General features: G+C 60.6%; 13 protein-coding genes. 8 read left to right on the forward strand and 5 right to left on the reverse strand.

The window, feature by feature from the left end; all coding sequences use genetic code 11:
* The first annotated feature begins 26 nt into the window (after positions 1 to 26).
* From rpoC to ACYQ2I_RS02785, 5 genes are all read left to right on the forward strand, one after another.
* On the forward strand, positions 27 to 4,397 hold the full coding sequence (rpoC, locus tag ACYQ2I_RS02765; protein WP_460165460.1) for a DNA-directed RNA polymerase subunit beta': 4,371 nt from the start codon (positions 27 to 29) through the stop codon (positions 4,395 to 4,397).
* Between the two features lie 225 nt (positions 4,398 to 4,622).
* Positions 4,623 to 4,997 carry a 30S ribosomal protein S12 gene (gene rpsL / locus ACYQ2I_RS02770; protein ID WP_460165461.1) on the forward strand — a complete coding sequence of 125 codons (375 nt, stop codon included), beginning with the start codon at positions 4,623 to 4,625 and terminating at the stop codon, positions 4,995 to 4,997.
* 78 nt (positions 4,998 to 5,075) lie between these two features.
* Positions 5,076 to 5,546, forward strand: a complete 471-nt coding sequence (gene rpsG, locus ACYQ2I_RS02775) for a 30S ribosomal protein S7 (RefSeq protein ID WP_460165462.1) — start codon at positions 5,076 to 5,078, stop codon at positions 5,544 to 5,546.
* 159 nt (positions 5,547 to 5,705) lie between these two features.
* Positions 5,706 to 7,778, forward strand: coding sequence for an elongation factor G (fusA, locus tag ACYQ2I_RS02780; protein ID WP_460165463.1), 2,073 nt, complete (start codon positions 5,706 to 5,708; stop codon positions 7,776 to 7,778).
* 186 nt (positions 7,779 to 7,964) lie between these two features.
* Positions 7,965 to 9,356 carry a hypothetical protein gene (locus ACYQ2I_RS02785; protein ID WP_460165464.1) on the forward strand — a complete coding sequence of 464 codons (1,392 nt, stop codon included), beginning with the start codon at positions 7,965 to 7,967 and terminating at the stop codon, positions 9,354 to 9,356.
* A 47-nt stretch (positions 9,357 to 9,403) separates the two neighbouring features.
* Here the strand turns inward: ACYQ2I_RS02785 and ACYQ2I_RS02790 are convergent, their stop codons facing one another.
* The 5 genes from ACYQ2I_RS02790 to ACYQ2I_RS02810 all read right to left on the reverse strand — a co-directional run bounded on the left by ACYQ2I_RS02790 (position 9,404) and on the right by ACYQ2I_RS02810 (position 15,958).
* Positions 9,404 to 11,146 (reverse strand): prenyltransferase/squalene oxidase repeat-containing protein, encoded by a 1,743-nt coding sequence (locus ACYQ2I_RS02790; protein WP_460165465.1) that lies wholly within the window; start codon positions 11,144 to 11,146, stop codon positions 9,404 to 9,406.
* Between the two features lie 289 nt (positions 11,147 to 11,435).
* Positions 11,436 to 12,908 (reverse strand): sulfatase family protein, encoded by a 1,473-nt coding sequence (locus ACYQ2I_RS02795; RefSeq protein WP_460165466.1) that lies wholly within the window; start codon positions 12,906 to 12,908, stop codon positions 11,436 to 11,438.
* A 228-nt stretch (positions 12,909 to 13,136) separates the two neighbouring features.
* Positions 13,137 to 13,769 carry a histidine phosphatase family protein gene (locus ACYQ2I_RS02800; RefSeq protein ID WP_460165467.1) on the reverse strand — a complete coding sequence of 211 codons (633 nt, stop codon included), beginning with the start codon at positions 13,767 to 13,769 and terminating at the stop codon, positions 13,137 to 13,139.
* A 193-nt stretch (positions 13,770 to 13,962) separates the two neighbouring features.
* Positions 13,963 to 15,012 carry a mevalonate kinase family protein gene (locus tag ACYQ2I_RS02805; RefSeq protein WP_460165468.1) on the reverse strand — a complete coding sequence of 350 codons (1,050 nt, stop codon included), beginning with the start codon at positions 15,010 to 15,012 and terminating at the stop codon, positions 13,963 to 13,965.
* 55 nt (positions 15,013 to 15,067) lie between these two features.
* Complete coding sequence (locus ACYQ2I_RS02810) at positions 15,068 to 15,958, reverse strand: UTP--glucose-1-phosphate uridylyltransferase (protein ID WP_460165469.1); 891 nt, start codon at positions 15,956 to 15,958, stop codon at positions 15,068 to 15,070.
* Between the two features lie 322 nt (positions 15,959 to 16,280).
* On the opposite strand from ACYQ2I_RS02810, the gene ACYQ2I_RS02815 reads away from it, so the two are divergent.
* The 3 genes from ACYQ2I_RS02815 to ACYQ2I_RS02825 all read left to right on the forward strand — a co-directional run bounded on the left by ACYQ2I_RS02815 (position 16,281) and on the right by ACYQ2I_RS02825 (position 18,997).
* Positions 16,281 to 17,888 carry a hypothetical protein gene (locus ACYQ2I_RS02815; RefSeq protein WP_460165470.1) on the forward strand — a complete coding sequence of 536 codons (1,608 nt, stop codon included), beginning with the start codon at positions 16,281 to 16,283 and terminating at the stop codon, positions 17,886 to 17,888.
* A 163-nt stretch (positions 17,889 to 18,051) separates the two neighbouring features.
* Positions 18,052 to 18,486, forward strand: coding sequence for a response regulator (locus ACYQ2I_RS02820; protein ID WP_460165471.1), 435 nt, complete (start codon positions 18,052 to 18,054; stop codon positions 18,484 to 18,486).
* Positions 18,487 to 18,508: 22 nt separating this feature from the next.
* Complete coding sequence (locus tag ACYQ2I_RS02825) at positions 18,509 to 18,997, forward strand: hypothetical protein (protein ID WP_460165472.1); 489 nt, start codon at positions 18,509 to 18,511, stop codon at positions 18,995 to 18,997.
* Positions 18,998 to 19,055 lie beyond the last annotated feature (58 nt).

Genomic DNA, 19,055 nt, shown 5'->3' on the forward strand with positions numbered 1-19,055 from the left:
TCTCCGGAGAATAAGGAGTTTGTATCGTGAGTTTCGGTGAAGCTTCCTACGACCGGGTCAATGATTACGCGGCCGTCAAGATCAGTCTGGCCAGGCCGCACGACATTCGGAGCTGGTCCTTCGGCGAAGTCCGGAAGCCGGAAACGATCAACTACCGAACCTATCGCCCGGAGAAAGACGGGCTCTTCTGCGAACGCATCTTCGGTCCCGAAAAGGACTGGGAGTGTTCCTGCGGTAAATACCGCGGCATGAAGTACAAGGGGATGGTGTGCGATCGCTGCGGCGTGAAGATCGCGCACAGCCGCGTCCGCCGCAAACGGATGGGCCATATCGAACTGGCCAGCCCGGTCGTTCACATCTGGTTCTTCAAGGCCGTTCCCAGCCGCTTGGGAACCTTGTTGGCCATGAAGACGACGAGCCTGGAAAAGATCATCTACTACCAGGACTACGTCGTCGTCGATCCCGGCGACACGCCGCTGAAGAAGCAGCAGTTGCTCAGCGAAGAAGAATACCGCCAGGCCCGGGCAGAGTACCCCGACGGCTCGTTCCAGGTCATGATCGGGGCCGAGGCCATTCGACGCCTGTTGCAAGACCTGGACTTGGTGACGCTTTCCCGCGAGCTGCGCGCCGAGCTGAAAGAGTGCAATTCGAAGCAAAAGCGTAAAGACCTCATCAACCGGCTCAAGTTGGTCGAGGCGATCCGCGACAGCGAGAATCGTCCTGAATGGATGGTGTTGGACGTGCTGCCGGTGATTCCGCCCGACTTACGTCCGTTGGTCTTGCTCGATTCGGGAAGCTTTGCCACCGCCGACCTGAACGATCTGTATCGCCGGATCATCAACCGGAACAACCGGCTCAAGAAGCTGGTCGATCTGAACGCACCCGAGGTGATCGTCCGTAACGAAAAGCGGATGTTGCAACAGGCCGTCGACGCCTTGTTCGACAACGGCCGTTGTAAACGCCCGGTGTTAGGATCGAGCAACCGGCCGCTCAAGTCGCTCACCGACCTGATCAAAGGTAAGCAAGGGCGCTTCCGAGAAAACCTGTTGGGAAAGCGGGTCGACTACTCGGCACGAAGCGTGATCGTGGTCGGTCCGTCGTTGAAGCTGCACCAGTGCGGTTTGCCCAAACGGATCGCTCTGGAACTGTACCAGCCGTTCGTGATTCGGCGACTGCGTGAATTGCAGCATGCCGACACGATCAAAAGCGCCAAGAAGATGCTGGAACGCCGCGACGAGGAAGTGTGGGACATCCTCGACGAGGTGATCCAGAATCACCCGGTGTTGCTCAACCGAGCACCGACGTTGCACCGGATGGGGATCCAGGCCTTCGAACCGGTATTGGTCGAAGGAAACGCGATCAAACTGCATCCGCTGGTGTGCAAGGGCTTCAACGCCGACTTCGACGGCGACCAGATGGCCGTTCACTTGCCGCTGTCGATCGAGGCCCAGGTCGAGGCACACACGTTGATCATGTCGACGAACAACGTGTTCAGCCCGGCCCACGGGAAACCGATCATCAGCCCGTCGCAGGACGTGGTGATGGGGTGCTACTACCTCACCTTGGCCTTGCCCGATCGCAAAGGCGACGGCATGGTGTTCAGTTCACCCGCCGAGGTCGAATTGGCGTACTCGTTGGGCAAGGTCGATACGCACGCCGAGATCAGCGTTCGGCTGCCGCAAGGAAAGACGGTCAAGAACCGGCCCGACATCGCTCCCGGATCGGTCGTGTCGACGACGGTCGGCCGCATCATCTTCAACGAGATGTTGCCCGAGGGCATGCCCTATTACAACGAGGTGATGACCTCGAAGGGGCTGGCGACGGTCATTTCCGACTGCTACGAGTTGTTGGGACGGCCGGCGACGATCAAGTTGCTCGACGACATGAACCAGCTCGGTTTCCGGCAGGCCACACGCAGCGGTTTGAGCTTCGCTACCGACGACCTGCTGATGCCTGCCAACAAGAGCAAGATCCTCGAAGCGGCCGAAAAAGAAGTCATCAAGAAGCACCGTTCGTATCTGCGCGGTGCGTTGACGCAGAACGAGCGTTACAACCAGATCCTCGACATCTGGACCCGGGCGCGAAACCAGATCACCGAGGAATTGATGTCGTCGTTGAAGAACGACCGACGGTATCCCGGATACGTCAACCCGATTTACCTGATGTCGCAGTCCGGGGCTCGTGGTAACGTCGAGCAGATCCGGCAGTTGGCCGGTATGCGGGGCTTGATGGCCAAGCCGTCGGGGCAGATCATCGAAACACCGATCAAGGCGAACTTCCGCGAAGGCTTGAACGTGCTCGAGTATTTCAGCTCGACGCACGGTGCCCGCAAGGGGTTGGCCGATACCGCCTTGAAGACGGCCGACTCGGGATACCTCACGCGAAAGCTCGCCGACGTGGCGCAAAATGTGGTAATCACCTGTCACGACTGCGGAACGACGCAGGGAATCACCAAGGGCGTCATCTACCGCGGCGAGAAAGTCGAAGTGAAGCTCTCCGACGCGATTTGGGGACGCGTCGCCCGATCGAACATCGTCAACCCGATCACCGACGAGATCATCGTCCGCGAAAACCAACTGATCACCCGCGAAATCGCGCGCAAGATCGAGGACTTGGGCGTCGAGAAGATTCAGGTCCGCAGCCCGATGACGTGCGAGGCGCCGTTGGGCGTGTGCGCGTTGTGCTACGGGATGGACGCCTCGACGGGGCGGTTGGCCGAGCAGGGCTTGGCGGTCGGGATCATCGCTGCCGAGAGTATCGGCGAACCGGGGACGCAATTGACGATGCGGACGTTCCACATCGGTGGTACCGCTTCGCGGGCGGTCGAAGAGCACGAAATCCGTGCCAAGCAGGAAGGGACGATCCGGTTCACCCGGTTGCGGAAGGTCGATGCCGACGATGGACGGCAGATCGTCTTGGGGCGGAACGGCGAAATGCTCTTGCTCGACGAACGCGGTCGAGAACTGGACAAGTTCGAAGTCCCCGCCGGGGCCGAGCTGAAGGTTCGCGACGGCGACCAGGTCAAGGCCGGTCAGGTGCTGTGTGAGTGGGATCCGCACAGTATCCCGCAGCTCGCCGAGGTGCACGGTCGCGTTCGCTACGAGGACGTCATCGAAGGCGAAACGATGCGTCTGGAAAAGGATGCCGTGGGCACCATGCGGCGATTCATCTTGGAGCATCGCGCCGATCGCAGCCCGCAGATCATTATCGAAGATCCCGAAACCGGCAAGGTTCTCGACTTCTACCCGCTGCCCGAACGATCGCACATCTTGGTCGAAGAAGGCGACATGGTTTCGCCGGGGACCGTGCTGGCCAAGCAGCCGCGTGAGGTTTCGGGTACGCAGGACATTACCGGCGGTTTGCCGCGGGTGACCGAAATCTTCGAAGCCCGCAAACCGAAGGATCCTGCCGTCATCGCCGAGATCGACGGTAAGGTCGAAATCCTCGGCGAGAAACGGCGCGGCAAGAAGACGATCGTGATCCGCAGCGAAAGCGGTCTGGAACGTGAGCATCTGGTTTCGCCCGGTAAGCGTATGCTCGTGCATACCGGCGATTACGTGAAAACCGGCGATGCCTTGATCGAAGGTCCGCTCGTCCCGCACGACGTGTTGCGCGTGTCGGGGGAAGAGGCCGTCCAGCAGTACCTCGTCCGCGAAATCCAGAACGTGTACCGCAGCCAAAAGGTCGAAATCAACGACAAACACCTCGAGATCATCGTGGCCCAGATGCTGCGGAAGGTGAAGGTCGAGTCGGGCGGCGACACCGGTTTGCTCGAAGGTTCGGTGATCGACAAGTTCGAATTCCGCAAGGCGAACGAGCAGCTCGCCAAGTGCGTGAAGATCGTCGACCCCGGCGACACGAAATTCGAGGTGGACGAGATCGTACCTCGCGAGGTGTTCGAACAGCAAAACGCCCAGGTCGAGGCCGAGGGGGGCACTCCCGCGACGTGCAAGCAGCCCACCCCCGCCACGGCCAACACGCAATTGCTGGGGATCACCAAGGCGGCCGTGCAGAGCACGAGTTTCCTCTCGGCAGCCAGCTTCCAGGAAACGACCAAGGTGCTCACCGAGGCGGCCTTGGCCGGCAAGACGGACCATCTGGTCGGCTTGAAAGAAAACGTCGTGCTGGGGCGGTTGATTCCGGCAGGAACCGGTTTCAAGCTCTATCGGCAAGCGGAAGTCCGCTTGAGCCCCGAGGCATTGGCCGAACAGGCCGAGCGCGGCGCGCCGCTGCCGGAGCAGGAATTCCGCTTCCTGGCCGATGCCCCTGCCGGGCAGACCGAGAACGCTGCCCCGTCCGGTGGGCCCACACTGGACGACATTCCCAGTGCCTCGAACAACCCGGAAGGCGGGTCGGACAGCGTCTCGACCGGACAGGAGTCGGAACAAGCCGACTGAGCAGCCCGCGCGGCAGGGCTTTAGACAGCCGAGAAAAGCGTTCGAGGGAAGCCTTGACAGCCGATACCGTTTCGGTAGGCTAAAGGTTTATCCCTTTTCAGACAGGTATGCTTCGGCAGCCTGTCGCCGATCGAGTCCGAGGCCGGCTCGGCAAGTAGTGGACAAGTGGGTGCCGTCAGTAACGGCAAATTGGAAAAAATATTCAGTTAGGGCAATTGAAGTAACATGCCAACGTTCAGTCAGCTCGTTCGCCGTCCGCGGAAACCGAAACCCACCAAGAGCAAGGCTCCCGTTTTGGACAAATGTCCTCAGAAGCAGGGAGTGTGCCTCCAGGTGCGGACGATGACGCCCAAGAAGCCGAACTCCGCGATGCGGAAGATCGCCCGTGTGCGGCTGAGCAACGGGAAGGAAGTCACCGTCTACATTCCGGGCGAAGGCCACAACCTGCAAGAACACTCGATCGTGCTCGTCCGGGGCGGTCGTATCCGCGACTTGCCCGGTGTGCGGTATCAGGTCATCCGCGGAACCCGTGACGCCGCCGGTGTCGAAGCACGTCGTCAGGCACGCAGCCGTTACGGGGCGAAGCGGCCGAAGAAATAGTTCGAAGCGGCCGAAGGCGAGGCGTGCGGAGTTGTTGGGAAAACGTCGAACATAGAACCGTAGTTTGGGTGAAGCAAGATGGGTCGTCGGACTGCCAGTGAAAAACAGCTCGCTCCGGATCCCGTATACGGGTCGATCTTGGCGAGTAAGTTCATCAATTCGATGATGTGGGACGGCAAGAAATCGGTCGCGCAGCGGATTTTCTACGACATGCTCGAAATCCTGCGCACCAAGATTCCCGACGAAGAACCGATCGAGGTCTTCACTCAGGCGATCGAGAACGTCAAGCCGAATATCGAGGTCCGCTCGAAGCGCGTGGGTGGTGCCTCGTATCAGGTGCCCATGCAGGTGAATCCCAAGCGACAGCTCTCGTTGGCCATTCGCTGGATTTTGCAGGTGACCCGCGAACGTAAGGGTAAGCCGATGGCCGAGAAGCTGGCCGACGAAATCGCGGCGGCGTACAAGCGGGAAGGTGCCGCGATGACCAAGCGCGAGAACGTCCATCGTATGGCCGAGGCCAACAAGGCGTTCGCTCACTTCGCCTGGTAATCCATTCCGTACACAATCGCACCGCGCCGGGATCGTCTCGACGCGGTGTTGTTTTGCGCCCTTTGGGGCGGCTATATTGGGAAGCTCCTCGTCCGCGGCCTTCCGCGGCGGGGTTCGCCCGAGGATGACACACCTTCGGTTCGCTTACGGTGTTCGACCATGCCACGTGACTTGAAGAAGCTGCGGAACATCGGAATCGTCGCGCACATCGACGCCGGTAAGACGACGCTTACCGAGCGCATGCTCTATTACGCGCATTTCGTCCATCGCGTGGGCATGGTCGATAACGGCACGACCGTCACCGACTATGATCCCGAAGAGCAAGAGCGGGGGATCACGATCCAATCGGCGTGCGTTACGTTCAAGTGGGAAGGAATCGACATCAACCTGATCGACACACCGGGACACGTCGATTTCACGGCCGAGGTGGAACGCAGTTTGCGGGTATTGGACGGTGCCGTCGTCGTCTTCAGTGCCCGCGAGGGAGTCGAGGCGCAAAGCGAGACCGTGTGGCGCCAGGCCGATCGCTACCACGTTCCCCGCATCGCGTTCATCAACAAGATGGATCGCGAAGGGGCCGACTTTTACGCCGTCTTGGACGAGATCGAAAACCGACTTCACTGTCAGCCGGTGCCGTTGAATATTCCGGTGGGAAGCGGGCCGCCGCACTTCAAAGACGCTTTTCGGGCGGTGATCGATCTGATTTCGATGAAGATGCTGACCTTCGAGCCGCAGGGCGAAGGCAAAGACGTCGTCGAGCATCCGATTCCCGACGAGATGGCCGACGATGCGCAACTGTGGCGGGCGCAGATGCTCGATCGGTTGTCGCTGTACAGTGATGAAATGACCGAGTTGTTGTTGGCCGAGGAAGAGGTGCCCGCCGAGTTGATTCAAAACGTCGTTCGCGACGCCGTGATTCACAACATGATCGTGCCGGTGTTCTGCGGTTCGGCCTTGGACGGTATCGGCGTGCAACCGGTGCTCGACGCGGTCAAGCTCTATCTCCCCAGTCCGCTCGATATTCCGCCGGTCGAGGGAACCGATCCCAAAAAGCCCGAAAAAAAACTCGTCCGCAAGGCCGATCCGAAAGAGCCGTTCTGCGCACTGCTGTTCAAAGTTCAGGCCGACAAGCACGGCGATTTGGACTTTATTCGCGTCTACTCCGGCACGCTCAAAGCCAACAGCCGTGTGTTGAACCCCGGCAAGAACAAAAAAGAAAATGTGCCGCAGCTTTGGCGCATTCAGGCCTCGGATCGTGAACAGATCGCCGAGGTTTCGGCCGGAGACATCGCCGGCATCATCGGGTTGAGACACTCGGTGACCGGCGATACGTTGTGCGACACGCGAAACCCGATTTTGCTCGAGCCGATCACCTTCCCCGAGACGGTCATCGACATGGCCATCGAGCCGGAGAATTCCACCGAGCGGAAGAAGCTCGCGGCCGCGCTCGACATGATGCGGCGTCAGGATCCCACCTTCCGCGCCCGCGAAAACGAGGAAACCGGCCAAACGATCATCAGCGGTATGGGGGAACTTCACCTCGAGATCATCACGCACCGCTTGATTCGCGAGCACAACTTGAACGTTCGTGTTCACAAACCGCGGGTGAGCTACCGCGAAACCGTGCGCAACGCGGTCGAAGTGACCGGTGCGTGCCATCGGACCATCGGCGGCAAGCAACTGTTTGCCGAAGTGACTATCCGCATCGAACCGTTCCAGGCGGAGGGGGCACCCGTAACCGTCGTCAACGCATGTGCCGATCCGGTTCCACAGCAATTTCTCGATGCCGCTCTCGAAGTCTTGCGTGAGCAGGGATTCGGTGGAGGCTTGTACGGTTTCCCGCTGATCAACATCCGAATCAGTCTTGTCGGCGCCAAGATGCACGAGGTCGATTCGAACGAGATCGCGTTTCGCTTTGCCGCCGCCGACGCCTTCGAAAAAGGCCTGCGCGAGGCTGAGGTCGTGTTGCTCGAGCCGATCATGCGGGTCGAGGTCACCGTACCCGAAGAATTCGTCGGGGATATCGTCGGCGATCTGCAACAACGCCGCGGCGAGATCACGCAAACCTTCAACCGCGGTAAAGACACCGTCATCGAGGCCAAGGCACCGCTGGCCGAGCTTTTCGGTTACTCGAACGCGATGCGCAGTCTCAGCCAGGGACGCGCTTCGTGCTCGATTGAACCGCTCGATTACGGGCCGGCACCGCCGGAAGTCGTCAACAGCTTCGTTTGATGAGCGGCACGTGGTAGGCGTCGGCGCAATATGGGCGAGATAGGGGGACCCAGAAGTCGCCCGAGGCCAAGTTCTCTTGACGCCGCATCGCTTGCGGACGTACAACCGTAATCGCTCTCCCCGAGTAAACCCCCGGGGCCAAGGATGACCTTTGCGCGCTGTTCGAAACAAAAGGATGCGACAAGCATGGTAAGGCTTGGGCGAACGGAATCGAGAATCGCGTTGCTTGCCGGTGTGATCGTTGCGGCAACCGCCGTTTGTGGGGCGGTTTACGCCGAGACCGTCGATTTGACCCCGAAACGGCAGCCGGGTGACTTCTTCCGCATCGAAACGGCGATCGAGGTCAAGGGAAAAGTCACCGTCGATCCCACGACCGAGAAAACCGAACCGCTGGCGATCGCGGCGAATTTGAACTACGAGGGGCAAATCCTTCAATACGATTCGGGCGACAAGCCGGTGGTTCGTTCGCTGCGTGATTATGACAAAGCGATTGCGAAGATTCGCGTGGGCGAGAAGCCGTTCGAGGTGGTTCTCCGGCCCGAGGTGCGGCTGATCGCGGCCGACGTATCGGAAAACCGCACGACCCTGTTTTCGCCGTCGGGGCCGCTGACACGCGACGAATTGGATTTACTGGAGACCTTAGGCGACAGCGACGCACTGTGTAACGCCTTGACCCTCGAATTGATCTTGCCCCGCAAAGAGGTCGAGACCGGGGCGACGTGGACGATTCCCGAGAGCACGTGGCAGCTCTTGTTGGGACTCGATTCCGTCCGACAGGTCGAGTCGAGTGCAAAGCTCGTCGAAATCCAGAATGCACAGGCCCGAATCGAGTTTTCAGCCGATGTGCAAGGAACCGTCCACGGTTCGAAGACGGCCGTGCAGGTCGTCGGCCGTTGCCTATTCGACACGGGCAACGGCACCATCGTTTGGGCGGGGGCGGTCGTCAACGAACAACGCGAGTCGAACATGATCGAAAATGCTTTTGCCGTTTCGGCCCGCGTCCAGTGGAAGTGCGAGCCGTTGACCGTTTCGGAGCGGTTGGCGAAGTTCGATCCGGGGACACTGACCTTTCCGCCGGAAGGCGAGCAGGCGGGGCTGCTGCTTCAGCCCGAGGGCAAGCCGTGGCAGCTCGTCCACGATCGCCGCTGGTATCTGGTCGAAGATTCGCCGGAACTGGTCGTGTTGCGGTTTGTGGACAGCGGCGACTACTTGGCCCAATGCAACATTTACCGCGGCAAGGGCGGCTCCGAGAGCATCACCCTGGCGGCGTTCAAAGAACAGGTTCGCGTGCTGCTGGGCGATAGCTTGAAACAGTGGCTCAGCGAGAGCGAGAACGAGGCGGGCGGAGGCTTCAAGCTCTTCCGGGTGGCCGCCGTGGGCGATGAACAAGGCCTTCCCGTGCAATGGACGTACTACCTGCTGACCACGCCTCGCGATGAACGATTCGTGTTTCTCTTCTCGGCCCAAGAGGACCTGAGCGAGCGGTTGGGTGACGCCGACCAATCGCTGGTCGCGGGCTTTGCGCTGCTCGATCCGGACGAAACGGCCGCCAAAGAAAAACCGACCGCCTCCCGGTAAGAAGGCAGTCGGTGTCGTCGTCGCGTCTCAACCCGACCGAGGGTGCATCAGTCGAGCGGGAAGTCCTCGGTCGTGCTTTGTTTGCGGTAGATCGGCAAGTGCCGATAGTACACTTCCAGGATCATCGTGGCCATCGCCGTGCAGTACAGACGACCGCCTTTTTCGGAATGGTTCTGTTTGAAGAACCAGCTTCCGGCTTCATGGCCTTGGGTCGCCTGGGACTCGACGAGGTAGTCGCGCATCTCGGCGTTCCACTTCTTCCACTCTTCACCTTCCCAGTGCCGCATGACCTGCGTGGCGTAATAGTCGTAATACATGTTGTTTTTCGAGGGCCCCCTGTTGCTGAGCCACTTGACGCCCTGGGCCAGTGCGGGGTGATCGTGTTTCCAACCGAGATACATGCGGCACAGGAGGCCGATGGCGGTGGTCGCTTCGCCCGATCCCGGGCTGACGTAGCCGTAGTTCGCCCCGTTGTTCGACTGGACTGAATCGAGAAAACGCATGGCCTTTTCGATCGTGGTGGGCGGCACTTGCAGATAGCCCATGTGAGCACTTTTCAGGGCCATCAATTGCCAACCGACGACCGACGTATCGCCCGCCTGACGCGGTTGGTAACGCCATCCGCCGCCGACCGGATCTTGGGCGTAGGCGATGAAATTGACCGCCTGTTGGGCGGGAACCCGCAACGCTCGGTCGTGTGTCATGGCGTATGCCTCGCACAGAACGATCGAGGCGATGCCGTGGGAATACATGCGTCCCTGCTTGTCGATCAGGCTTCCGCCGCCGGTTTGGGGCGAAACCTTCATGCGGGTAATCAGGAAGTAAAGTCCTTGCTTGACGTTGTTGCGATACTTGCCTTGTTGGTGCGTATTTCCGGCACCCAACAGCGGCATCAATGCCAACCCCGTGGCGGCGATGCGGGCATCGGTCAGTTCACCCGTATTGCGGCATTGGCCGTGACAACTGGGGGCCAAGGCATGATTGAAGGACCATCCGCCGTCGGTGAGCTGGTGCGCGACGATCCATTTCAGGGCGTTGGCGACCGCCCGTTCACTTCCCTCCGTACCACCGCCGGTCGCTACCAAGCGTGCCTTGCCCGATCCGCGGCCGGCTAGTGCATCGCCGGTCAGCGTGCCCGCCTGGGCGGCCAAATCGGTATCGGGAACGAGGACGGGACTCAGGTCGCTCAGGGCTTCGACCGAGGCCAAGGCAGCCGTCTCGTCTTCGAACGGCGAGGGGTCCTCGATCGGTTCGACGTCGGTCGGCATTTCGATCGGCATCGACGCCATGTCGAGGTCGATCGCCTCGGGCGGATCCGGAAGCAATTCCTCGATTTCTTCGATTTCTTCCGATTCCCCCGGCGCAACGACCAATTGCTGAACCGTGGATTGAACCTCGGTCGGCAAGGTGATCATCGCCGCAACCAAAAGCAGCACGATGTGAAACACCATGCTGACCAGCCAACTCGGCGTCCAATGAAGGACTTCGGAAAAGAAATACGCCAAGCGGCTGCGACGGCGGTCGTCTTCCTGGATGAAACCTTGCTCGGGCCGGCTCTGTTGTTGGGCTTGCTGTTGGGTAGAAGCCGCTTGAGAACTCGCCTTGGCCGCTTGTTTTCCGGCCGAAGCGTTCGTGGCCTCGGCGCTTGCCGTCGGCTGTTTGGCCGGCGATGGGGCTTTCTCGGACGCCGACGGCTTCCCCGGCAGCTCAGGAGGGCCATTTTTGTTTGCCGGTTGCGGCGCCTTTCCCGCTGCGTCTTCCGCTCTTCTTTGTTCCGGTTGGTCTGCCACTTCCCTCACCTCCTCGTAGGGACACCCCGACGAGAGAACCTGTTCCGCAGATTGTAATCCGTGGGTTCGGGCGGGCGCAAAAACGGCATCGAGTCCAAGACCTCGCCGCTTGCAAACCCCGTTTGCCGCGCGTTTGCTTCGGGGGGTCGGACAACGTAACCGCCCGACGTTTCACCACTTCCTACGATAACGACCGGCCTCGTAAAACGCAAGCAAATGCCCCCTCGCACACGGCAAGGGGGCTTCGGTCGTCACGATCAAAACTCGCCGATGAGTACGCCGCCGGCTTCTAGTCTTTCGGGAACGGCCGCGGGGCGACGTCGTCGGCAAGCATTTCCAAGGCCAGCGTGTCGTGATGCCGCACGGCAAATTCGCGCAACATTTCGCGGTGACGGCGCACGACCTCGCGATATTCCGGTCGATACGCCAGATTGACGGTCTCGCCGGGATCGTTTTCGAGGTCGTACAGCGATTCGCGCCGGTTACCGTACTGGTAGAGACAGTATTTGAAGCGGTCGCTGCGGACCATGCGCCCCTGCATCTTGGGGGCATAGCCGTTCACCGGGCCGGTTTGGACCATGTCGTCTTCCGAGACGACGTATTCTCGCCACACGTCGATCTTCTTGCCGAGAACGACCGGCGCGAGTGAACGACCCGGCAATTTCGAGGGGATGGGGATACCGGCTAGTTCGAGCAAGGTGGGCAACGTGTCGACGCCGGTGTTTACGAGCAGGTCGGTAGTCGTCTTCGGGGTGTGTCCCGGCCACGAGATGATCAACGGAATGCGGACGGATTCTTCATATAAGACGGTCTTCTGGTTGAAGTGATGGGCTCCGGCGCAGTCGCCGTGATCCGACGTAAACACGACCACCGTGTCGCCGTCCAGCTTCCGCCTTTTCAACGCGTCGAGAACCTTGCCCAGCTCGGCATCGACTTTTTCGATCATCCGGTAATAGCCCCAGCGGTGGCGACGCCAATCGTCCCGCGTGAAATCGCCCACGGGGAACTTGGGATCGGCGTGGTAGCCCTTGCGGATGAGCGTCATGCCGTCGGGTTCATCGACGGGCGGATCCCAGTTTTCGGGCGGGGGAGGGCATTCGTCCAACGGCGGCGGCGTGCCCACCTCTCCGCAATTGAAGTTTTGCTCTCGACCGGCCAAGAATCGGGCCCACTCGCACACGTTGTGCGGATTCAAGAAGCTGACCACCAGCAAGAACGGTCGCTTGTGTTCTCGCTCGAGAAAGTCGACCGCCGCCGCTGCGGTGGTCGCGTCGACGCCGCCCTCCTCCTTCGGGATCGGCTCGTGCTTGAGAATCTTGAACCCGTGCGTCGATTCGTCTTTTATGGGGAAGCACAAGTGCCACTTGCCGCAGTATGCCGTTTCATATCCGGCCTCGCGGAAGTATCGTCCCATCATGACGAATTCGTTGAAATCGAGACCGCCCTTCGGTGTCGCGTTGTGCATGACCCGTGTTTCGTGGGGATAGCGTCCCGTAAACAGCGAGTTGCGAAGCGGCATGCACAGCGGGTTGCTCGAATATGCCCGCGTGAACAGCACGCCCTGTGAGGCGAGCGAGTCCATGGCGGGCGTGCGCAACCAACGATCGCCGATGCGGCAGCTCATCAAGTCGGCCGATTGTTGGTCGGTGATGACCAATACGATGTTCGGTCGCGTGTCGGCCGCACCGAAGCGGGCCGTTGCAATGACCGCCGCCGCAGCGACGACGGCGAGCATGAGGGCTCGGCAGAACATACGAGGCATTTCGAAACCTCCGGATGCGAAAGACAGGGGATGGGAACACAAACCACCGACTTCGGTGGGGGCGCGATCGTTCTCTCCCATTGTGATTGCGCGCCTGACGGCGGTGCACGCAAAAATTGACGCTGTCGACAATATACAGAACGCTGCCGACAGCGGGACGATCCGGCGCTGTCGAGTGGAGATGCGATGCGTTACACCCCGCCTTGGGAACGGGCCGTCGGAGGCCGGTCAGAGATCGCCGCGCCCGCTCAAGCCGACGCCCTCGAGATGGTCGACGCGATCCACATCCACGGCGCTGAAATGATCGGATTCCGGATCGTACGCGAAGACGGAAATCGAGCCGTTTTGCAGTGCCGAGGGAACGGCGTTTTCGTGTTCACCGAGCAGGCGTTTGAGCGTCACGACCAGCAATCTGCCGTGTGCTACGACCGCCACTTTGTTTAGCCCGCAGCGAAAGATGTCGCGGAATGCGGCCTCACCGCGGTCGGCCAATTGCCGCCGCGATTCACCCTCGGGGATGACGAAGTCGGGATCGCCGCTGACCCAGCGGGCATAGATTTCGGGGTACAGTGCCTGTAGCTCGGTGCGAAGGCGGTCTTGGAACACGCCCGCGTTGACCTCCTTCAGGCGGGCATCGACGCGGATCGGCAGGCCCGTCCGCTGCGCGAGAAACTCAGCCGTCTCGTACGCGCGTTTCAAGGGGCTGGCGTAAATCGCTTCGAGCCCTACATCGGCCAGCGCGTCGGCGACGGCACGGCCTTGACGGCGTCCCAGTTCCGAGAGAGGTACGTCCGACTGGCCCTGGACGCGACCTTCCGCGTTGTAAGTGCTTTCTCCGTGGCGCACGCAGTAGATCAACATGATCGGGATATGTCTTCCTCGGTTGCTTGGTGTTGATCGGCGAAATCTTCTTCGGGATCCAAAGAGAGGGCGGCTCATGGCCCGCGGGGACGGGAGACCTGCGCATGTCTTGCCAGTTTGGGCGAGACGGCGCGTTTCGGCAACCCCGTGCGGCTCGCGGTGTGCGCACGACGGCCGAGCGTGCGTGGCGAGTTCACGATCGCGAAGAGGCCGGTTCTTGTGACGGAAGGATCTCGGGGGTGATTTTCGGCCGGATGACGCGGCAGCCGATGGCCGCCATTTCTTCCGTCAGGCGCTGGAACGTTTCGGCATCCGGTACGCAACCGACGATCGCCCCGCCGGAACCGGCGAACTTGGCCGAGGCGCCCGCTCGACGTGCGCGGCGGACCATTTCGACATGTTCCGGTGCCAGCTTCAAGATCGAGCGGCGCAAATCGAAGTTGGCATCCATGATTTTCGAAAAGGTTTCGGCATCGTGTCGCAACAGGGCGTCGCGTGCTTCGTCGGTGAGGGCCGCAAATCGCTTCATGGCCTCGACGACTTCGGGATCACCACGACGGTATCGGCCCCGCAGATCGTTGTGGATGACTTCGGTCGGCTCGCTGATTTCGGGATTGAACGCCAAATACAAAGGCGGCAACAACGCCGGATCGAGCGGCTCGTACGTGCCGCACGGGAAGCCGTGGATGATGTCGGTACGGTCTTCCGAGAAGTCCATGTACACGACGCCTTCATAGACCTGGATCACCCGGTCCTGCAAACCGGCGGCGATACCCAGTTCCTCGGTTTCGACCGACAGTACCAGCGACGGTTGCACGCGGCGTGCGATGTCGATGCCGTAGAAGTCCATCAGGCAGCGCAGGGTGGCGACGATGATGGCGCTGGAGCCGGCCAAACCGAGTTGCCGCGGAATGTTCGTTTCGTAGCGGATCGAAAAATTTCGGTCGTGCAGCGGAATGTCGTTTGCGCGGCAGTACTCGAAAAACCGCTTGATGGTCGCTTTGACCAGCCGCACTCCGCCGTAGTAGCCGTGCAGCTTGACGTCGTGCGCCAATTCGGCGATCGAACGGAACCGACTGCGATCTTCCTGGCTGAGGACGATCTCGATTTGGTCCCATTCGTAGAGGGTGACTTCGGCCCAGAAATTCCGAACGATAGCCGAGATCGTCTTGCCGTGATAGCCGTCGGACGGGTTTCCCACCAAACCCGCCCGGGCGAAGGCTCGTTTTCGAATCAGTTGCATGAGGCTCTGCTCCCGACGTTCGGCGCGGCGATCGGTCGGTGAAGGGGACGGCGGATTACGGTTCGCGGTCGATCAATTCACGCAAGAAATCACGCAGCGGCGGCCCGTAGTTTTCGTCGGCCAAGGCGAATTCGCAGAAGGCGCGAAAATAGCTCTCGAAGTTGCCGATGTCGAAACGGGGTTCGCTCGGCGGCAGTCGCACCCCCAATACCTTGCCGCCTTTGTGGATCAAGCGGCGAATGGCGTCGGTCAGTTGGATTTCGTCGCCCTTGCCCGGCTCGATCCGCTTGAGGTGTTCAAAGATGATCGGACTGAACACGTACCGTGCCGCCACGGCCAGGTTCGAGGGCGCTTCGTCGAGCGAGGGTTTTTCGATGATGTCTGCCAGCCGGAACACTTCGTTCGCTTGTCCGTCGGGCTTGGCGATCCCGTAGCGAACGACGTCCGACCGCGGAACTTCTTCGAAGGCGACGACGGCATCGGCCTGCTGCGATTCGAACTCGTCGATCATCTTCGCCACGACCGACGATTGGGCGTTCAGCCCGATGATCGAATCGCCCAACGCGACGACGAACGGTTGCCGGCCGACGATCCCTTCGGCACACAAGACGGCGTGTCCCAGCCCCAGTTGGCGTCGCTGGCGGGTATAGAAGTAGTCGATATCCGCCCGCTCGAATGCCAGTTCGGCCAGCAGATCTTCTTTGCCCGACTGCCGCAACGATTCGATCAACTCGGCGTCGATGTCGAAATGATTTTCGATCGCGGTCTTTCCGGGGCCGGTGATGAACAGGATGCGTCCCACGCCGCAACGGGCGAGTTCTTCGACGACGTATTGAACGACCGGCTTCCGGCCGACCGGCAGCATTTCTTTCGGCTGGCTCTTGGTGAGCGGCAGCAAGCGGGTTCCACGACCGGCGACCGGCACGACTGCAAGATCGACCGACATGTTCGGTGTTCCTTCCTGGATGCGTAAAGACGCGTTGTGCAGAGGTTCGACGACGGATGTTCCAAGGTCTCGGGTGCTCGCGGTGTGCCCCACCGAATGGGGCCGCAAGCCGGGGTGCCCCCTAAACGGCGGACGGCCGTGCGAAGAGGAGCTGTCAATGTTTACTGGTTTATTGTTCAAGTATACCCTCGATTTCACACCGGCGGTCCTGCCCCGGATTAGGGGGATACGCCTCGTCTCGCTGCCGGTCGTGGGATATAGTTTCCAAGGGCAACGCCGTCCGGTATGTTCGGGGGGCACCACCACTTGGGATTATGGGACCATGCCGCCTCGTTTGGGCAATCCAACTCGATCTACTTTCGACGCAGCGATCGCGCTGGCGGCCGTCGCGACGCTCTTGGTGTGGGGGGGATGCGGAAAACCGTCGTCGGGCGGGAAATCGGCCGGCTCGAATCGTGCCCAAACGGCTCCCTCGGAGAGCGATTTACCACAACGAAGCGTTTCGCCGGACGACACCCGCGAAAGGGCCGACGCCTCGTCGACCGAAAACTTATCACCGAAACCGGCGCAACTTGCCGGGGCGCCGTCGGGAGATGCAATGCCGCCCCGAGCGGAGGGGCCTGCCCCGGGCTCGTTGGAGGAGGCCGTGGCCAAGCGTCGCCGTGGTCGGCGACTGCTCGTGCCCGTCCCCATCGACGAAGCGAAGTTTCTATCTGCCGGATTGCGGAAACTTGCAGGAAGGTACATCGTCTTGTACACCGACCTGCCGGCGGGGCCCGAGGTCGACACGTTGCCCCAGGTATTCGACGCGGCCGTTCCCCAATGGGCCGAGTATTTCGGTTTCTCGGAGGATGATTACGCCGATTGGTCGATGATCGGATTTGTGATTGACGACAAAGAAAAGTTTCGCGCGTTGGGCGTGTTGCCCGAAAGCTTACCGGCGTTTGCCAACGGCTATTCGATCGGCAAAGTGCTGTGGATGTACGAACAGCCGAGCGCGTACTACCGGCGGCACTTGCTCTTGCACGAAGGCGTACACGGCTTCATGCGCTATTTTTACGGCGACGACGCACCGCCGTGGTACGAAGAAGGGATGGCCGAGCTTTTGGCGACGCATCGTTACGAAAACGGTCGATTGGAGGTGAACTACGTACCCCGCTCGCGCGACGAGGCACCGATGTGGGGACGCGTGCGCATCTTGCGGGAGGCGTTCGCTGCGGGAAAAGCCCTCGATTGGGAAGACGTGCTGAATCTGGGACCGACCGCCCATCGCGAGGTCGACGCCTACGGCTGGTCGTGGGCGGCGTGTTTGTTGTTGGAAAAAGATCCTCGGTTCCACGAACGGTTTCGCCGCGTGCCCGCGCTGTTGGAGTACGGCGATTTCTTCAACGGCTTCCACGATCTGTTTGCCGACGATTGGGACACGATTCGTCGCCAGTGGCGGGTGATGGTCGCCATGTTCGATTACGGGTACGACGTGAGCAAAGAAACCGTCGACGGCACGCCAGGGCAACCGCTACCGGCAGAAGGGGCCGAGATCGTCGTCTCGGCGGAGCATGGCTGGCAGAACAGCGGTTACCGCCTTGAGGTCGGGAAAACCTACCGCATTACCGCCCGCGGACGGTACACGATCGCCGTCGATCCCGAGCCGTGGCCTTGCGAGCCGAACGGCGTGACGGTGCGATATTTCAAAGGTTTCCCTTTGGGGATTTTGTTGGCCGCCGTTTACGACGACGAAACCTCGCCCGAAGGTTTGTGGAATCCCGTGCCTGTCGGTTTGGAGCAAACCCTGGTCATCCAACGGCCGGGAACACTGTTCTTTCGTGTGAACGACTCTCCGGCCGAGTGGGACGACAACCAAGGCGAGCTGCGCGTGCGGGTGACGCCGATAACGCAAAACGGCTCATCGACGACCGCAAGCCGACCGTGAGCAGCACGGTATGGCGGTTTACTTCGCTTTCGAGGGTTTCACCGAAACCGTATAATCGCAGAAAGCCACGATCGCCTGAGACCGGCCGCGATCCGTTGCGGGCCGGTTTGGAATGGCACACGACGACAACCTCCAAACGCAGATAGCAGATACACGGACGATCATGAGCGAGAAACCCCGGATCCTGATTGCCGACGACAACGCCCCGAATGTCGAGCTGCTCGAAGCTTATCTGGCCGATGTGGATTGCGAAACCGAGATCGCCGTCGACGGGCAAGACACGCTCGAAAAGGTGGCGGCTTTCCAGCCCGACTTGATCTTGCTCGACATCATGATGCCCAAGCTCAGCGGCTTCGAAGTGTGTGCGAAACTCAAGAGCGATCCGGCCACCAGCGACATCATGATCTTGATGGTCACCGCCTTGAACGAACTGGGGGACATCGAACGGGCGGTAGAGGCCGGTTGCGACGACTTTTTGAGCAAACCGGTCAACAAACTCGAGTTGCTCAAACGCGTCGAGAACATGCTCAAGCTTCGCAAAGTGACCGATGAGCTCGAGCGGCTTCGGGCGTACATCGACAGCATGGAAGACAAATAACCTCCAGCAACCAGGTAAAAGCATGGCGGAAGCATCCCCCCTGTACGTCGAAATCGCTTTCGATTGTCTGCCGCTGCGGACGGTGGCGAGACTCGATCCGCCGTTGGATGCCTCACCGGCGTTTCTCGCGCTCTTCGACCGGGTCGTGAAGGCGATCGAAAAGCACGGACGGCACAACACGTACTACCTGCATCACGCAACGTGCGTTTTTCATCTCACGAACGATCCGCAGATCGGGATGCTCGAGTTCGCTTTCGAAGGCTGCGTGATGACCGATTCGCTCGATCGGCAAACGATCGCTTGCGATCTCGACATCTCGCTGAAACGCGATACCTGTGACTGGGCGAATGCCCGCGTGATCGAGTGGTTCCACGAAACCGTCCGGCGAGCGGTGATGGTCGAGTTCGACCGCTACATTGCCGCGGGCGATCTTCAACGGGCCATCGAGCGGTTGGAACGCCTGGAAAAAGAGGCCGACGAACACGGCGGCTACCTGGGCTTGGGATTGTAGACGGAATACCGGCGGCTTTTCCGGAAACGGCCTGTGCGTCGTCGCCGCGGTTCGCTAC

It is taken from the genome of Thermostilla marina (assembly GCF_054657455.1).

Excerpts from the sequence above, each read along its gene's own strand:
- rpsL (WP_460165461.1), top strand. The coding sequence starts at position 4,623 with ATGCCAACGTTCAGTCAGCTCGTTCGCCGTCCGCGGAAACCGAAACCC.
- rpsG (WP_460165462.1), top strand. The coding sequence starts at position 5,076 with ATGGGTCGTCGGACTGCCAGTGAAAAACAGCTCGCTCCGGATCCCGTA.
- fusA (WP_460165463.1), top strand. The coding sequence starts at position 5,706 with ATGCCACGTGACTTGAAGAAGCTGCGGAACATCGGAATCGTCGCGCAC.
- ACYQ2I_RS02785 (WP_460165464.1), top strand. The coding sequence starts at position 7,965 with ATGGTAAGGCTTGGGCGAACGGAATCGAGAATCGCGTTGCTTGCCGGT.
- ACYQ2I_RS02795 (WP_460165466.1), bottom strand. The coding sequence starts at position 12,908 with ATGCCTCGTATGTTCTGCCGAGCCCTCATGCTCGCCGTCGTCGCTGCG.
- ACYQ2I_RS02800 (WP_460165467.1), bottom strand. The coding sequence starts at position 13,769 with ATGTTGATCTACTGCGTGCGCCACGGAGAAAGCACTTACAACGCGGAA.
- ACYQ2I_RS02805 (WP_460165468.1), bottom strand. The coding sequence starts at position 15,012 with ATGCAACTGATTCGAAAACGAGCCTTCGCCCGGGCGGGTTTGGTGGGA.
- ACYQ2I_RS02810 (WP_460165469.1), bottom strand. The coding sequence starts at position 15,958 with ATGTCGGTCGATCTTGCAGTCGTGCCGGTCGCCGGTCGTGGAACCCGC.
- ACYQ2I_RS02815 (WP_460165470.1), top strand. The coding sequence starts at position 16,281 with ATGCCGCCTCGTTTGGGCAATCCAACTCGATCTACTTTCGACGCAGCG.
- ACYQ2I_RS02820 (WP_460165471.1), top strand. The coding sequence starts at position 18,052 with ATGAGCGAGAAACCCCGGATCCTGATTGCCGACGACAACGCCCCGAAT.
- ACYQ2I_RS02825 (WP_460165472.1), top strand. The coding sequence starts at position 18,509 with ATGGCGGAAGCATCCCCCCTGTACGTCGAAATCGCTTTCGATTGTCTG.